Here is a 3,704-nt window from a genome sequence, read left to right as displayed (position 1 = left end):
AAGCTGAACCGGTGCCTGACTCGCGGATGCGCCCGGTTCCTGAGTAGCGTTTTGCGATCCGTCCTTACCGCATCCGCCGAGGATAGCGCTCAAGGAGAGGATGCAGGAGAAAGCCCACGCTCGCTTCACGATACGGTTGCCTCCGGGTTGACTAGCATTCGACGATCACGAACGATTTAAGGGTATCGCTAACGGCAGACTGAATCAATGTTCGGCGGACATCGAAATTTTTTACTCGACAACCAGGCCGATGCGCGGCTCTCTGATGCACGCCGGCACAGACGGTCGCTCCGGTATCCACATGCGTTTGTGCCGGGGGATGAATAGCATTATCGCAACCATCCATGACTCGAAGCCCTAACGCGCTGCAGCCGCCACATTGGCCCGTGCCTTATGCAATTTCTTGTAACTGTCGATCAAGCGGTCGTGCCTGTCCAGACCCTCCAGTTTCATACTCGTTGGCGTTAAGCCAAAGAACCGCACGCTGCCGTCTACTGACCCCATTGCCGCGTCCATCCGAGCGTCGCCGAACATCCGACGGAAGTTGACCGCGTAGTCGTCCAGTTCCAGGTCGTCATCGAGCAGCACCTCCAGCACCCCATTTAACGCCTGGTAAAACAATCCGCGTTCGACCGTGTTGTCGTTGTACTGCAGGAAGGCGCCTACCAGCTCTTGCGCCTCCTCAAATTGCTTCAAAGCGAGATGAATCAGCAGCTTCAACTCGAGAACGGTTAGCTGTCCCCAGTCCGTATTTTCGTCAAACTCGATGCCGATCAAAGTGGCAATATCGGAGTGCTCATCCAGTTCATTGTTATCCAGCCGCTCAAGCAATGCTGCCAGGCCGGCATCGTCCAGGCGATGCAATTTCAAAATATCGGCGCGGAACAACAGCGCCTTGTTTGTGTTATCCCAGATCAAATCCTCTACCGGGTAAATCTCCGAATACCCGGGCACCAAAATCCGGCAGGCCATGGCGCCCAGCTGTTCGTACACCGCCATGTACACCTCTTTGCCCATGTCTTCGAGGATTCCAAACAATGTTGCGGCTTCCTCGGCATTGGAGTTTTCACCCTGGCCAGAAAAATCCCACTCAACAAATTCGAAATCTGCTTTGGCGCTGAAAAAGCGCCACGACACAATACCGCTGGAATCGATGAAGTGCTCGACAAAGTTATTGGGCTCAGTCACGGCTTCACTGGCAAAGGTCGGCCGGGGTAATTCGTTCAGGCCTTCAAAACTGCGGCCCTGCAGCAATTCGGTGAGACTCCGTTCCAGCGCCACCTCGAAGCTTGGGTGTGCGCCGAACGAGGCAAAGACGCCGCCCGTCCGCGGGTTCATCAATGTGACGCACATCACCGGGTAGGTCCCACCCAGCGACGCATCCTTTACCAGCACCGGAAAGCCCTGCTCTTCCAACCCCTGAATCCCGGCCAGAATGCCTGGATATTTCGCCAGCACTTCGTGCGGCACATCAGGCAATGCGATTTCACCTTCGAGAATTTCACGCTTTACCGCACGTTCGAAAATTTCGGACAGACATTGCACCTGCGCTTCGACCAGCGTATTGCCGGCACTCATGCCATTGCTGACGAACAGGTTTTCGATCAGGTTGGACGGAAAATACACCACTTCGCCGTCCGACTGCCGCACAAACGGCAGCGAACAGATACCGCGCTGCACATTGCCCGAGTTGGTGTCGTACAAATGCGAGCCATGCAATTCGCCATCGGGATTATAAATTTCCAGGCAGTACGCATCCAGGATTTCAGCCGGCAGCGCATCCTTACGCCCAGGCTTGAACCAGCGCTCGTTCGGGTAATGTACAAACGCCGCGTTGGCGATGTCTTCGCCCCAGAACGTGCCAGCGTAGAAATGGTTGCAGTTCAGTCGCTCTATATACTCTCCCAACGCCGACGCCAACGCGCTTTCTTTGGTCGCTCCCTTGCCATTGGTAAAACACATCGGCGAGTGCGCATCGCGGATATGCAGCGACCACACATTGGGAACCAGATTGCGCCACGAAGCGATTTCAATCTTGATGCCCAAGGCCGCCAAAATACCCGACATATTGGCGATGGTTTGCTCCAGCGGCAGATCCTTGCCCGCAATATAGGTGCTGGCGTCAGAAGCCGGCTTCGACATCAGCAAGGACTGAGCATCGGCATCCAGATTCTCTACCTCTTCGATGACAAAGTCGGGCCCGGCTTGCACCACTTTCTTCACCGTACAACGGTCGATGGAGCGCAAAATACCTTGGCGGTCTTTGGCAGAGATGTCCGCCGGCAACTCAACCTGAATCTTGAAAATCTGCTGGTACCGGTTTTCCGGGTCAACAATATTGTTCTGCGACAGGCGAATATTTTCGGTAGGAATATTGCGATTTACGCAGTACAACTTCACAAAATAAGCTGCGCACAGGGCAGACGAGGCCAGAAAATAATCGAAGGGACCCGGCGCCGAGCCATCGCCTTTATAACGGATAGGCTGGTCGGACACTACCGTGAAGTCATCGAACTTGGCTTCAAGACGTAGCTTATCGAGAAAGTTGACTTTAATTTCCATGGGGGAATCCTAAAAATAGCGCTCAAATGTTGTACCCGCTATTATCCCTCGCCAAGTGCAGTTGCACCATACTGAAACGCCGCGAGTTCCTCCCCCATTTCTCTTGGGAATGCGAGAACTACCTAGCGGCAATCCAGCGGCGGCACTCTTGCGGGAACGGGGTCGCTGCCGGCGTGGAGTCATGCGGTAAAAGTAACTTGGCGAACACCGAGCTTGTGCCCCTGGTCAGGGGGGGCAGATATCGAGGCGCCACTTCGACACAAAGCCCCTCAAGTAATGTCAGAATTCGTGATGCATTCACCTGGGAGTCTCAGGAATGAGTGATTCGATCTCTAACACATTCGCTCGCCCGACGCTCAGTCGAGGTCTGCGTGCGCGAACTGATGACACTGTGTCTCACGGAGAGCGAGCGACGCTTCTCTGGTTTCGACCATCGTTTGCTGCGCCCCGGGACGATGCCGAAGCTCGTGCTATTTGCGCTGCCGTTCAAGCGTGCGAGCAACACAAATTAGCGGCGCGTGAAGCTTAAGACCGGTCAGTCACCGTGGCGGCTGAACACCCGAAGGAATTTGGCTGTCGAATTTGGGCACGTTCATTCGTCGTCGTGTTGAAGACACCGAAAGTCTTTCGAGATATTCTGAGAATCACTTTTTGACAGGAGAAACGAAATGCGTGTGATGGTCATGGTCAAGGCGACCCCAGAATCCGAAGCCGGTCAAATGCCGAGCATGGAACTTATCGCAGCGATGGGCCGATACAACGAGGAACTCGTCAAAGCGGGGATCATGCAAGCTGGCGACGGACTGAAACCCAGTTCGAAGGGCGTGCGCGTCAAGTTTTCTGGCGCAGACCGAACGGTCGTTGACGGTCCCTTTGCCGAAACTAAAGAACTGATCGCCGGGTATTGGATCTGGCAAGTCCAATCGATGGAAGAAGCGATCGAATGGGTTCGCCGCTGCCCGAACCCGATGCCAAGCGAATCAGAAATCGAGATTCGACCCTTCTTCGAGGCTGCGGACTTCGGCGAAGCGTTTAGCCCCGAACTCCAGGAGACCGAAAAGCAGCTGCGGCAGCAAATCGACGCGCAGCGCCGCTAATGACGTTACGCGGCGCAGTGCGGTTCGGCGTATCGACTTCGTAAC

General features: G+C 54.9%; 2 protein-coding genes and 1 pseudogene. 1 reads left to right on the top strand and 2 read right to left on the bottom strand.

Annotated elements, in window-relative coordinates; translation table 11 throughout:
- Both WCA53_RS17465 and WCA53_RS17460 read right to left on the bottom strand, forming a co-directional pair.
- Positions 1-129: pseudogene (locus WCA53_RS17465) on the bottom strand (ribonuclease); the annotation flags it as partial.
- A gap of 228 nt (positions 130-357) precedes the next feature.
- A complete protein-coding gene (locus WCA53_RS17460) occupies positions 358-2,562 on the bottom strand; it encodes an OsmC domain/YcaO domain-containing protein (RefSeq protein WP_423913109.1) in 2,205 nt (734 codons plus the stop codon).
- Positions 2,563-3,230: 668 nt separating this feature from the next.
- On the opposite strand from WCA53_RS17460, the gene WCA53_RS17455 reads away from it, so the two are divergent.
- The gene (locus tag WCA53_RS17455; RefSeq protein WP_423913106.1) at positions 3,231-3,659 is read left to right on the top strand and encodes a YciI family protein; all 429 of its coding nucleotides are present in this window, start codon (positions 3,231-3,233) and stop codon (positions 3,657-3,659) included.
- Positions 3,660-3,704: the final 45 nt, after the last annotated feature.

It is taken from the genome of Caballeronia sp. (genome assembly GCF_049581465.1).
Lineage (GTDB): Bacteria > Pseudomonadota > Gammaproteobacteria > Burkholderiales > Burkholderiaceae > Caballeronia.
This window is presented reverse-complemented; position numbering and strand designations above follow the sequence as displayed.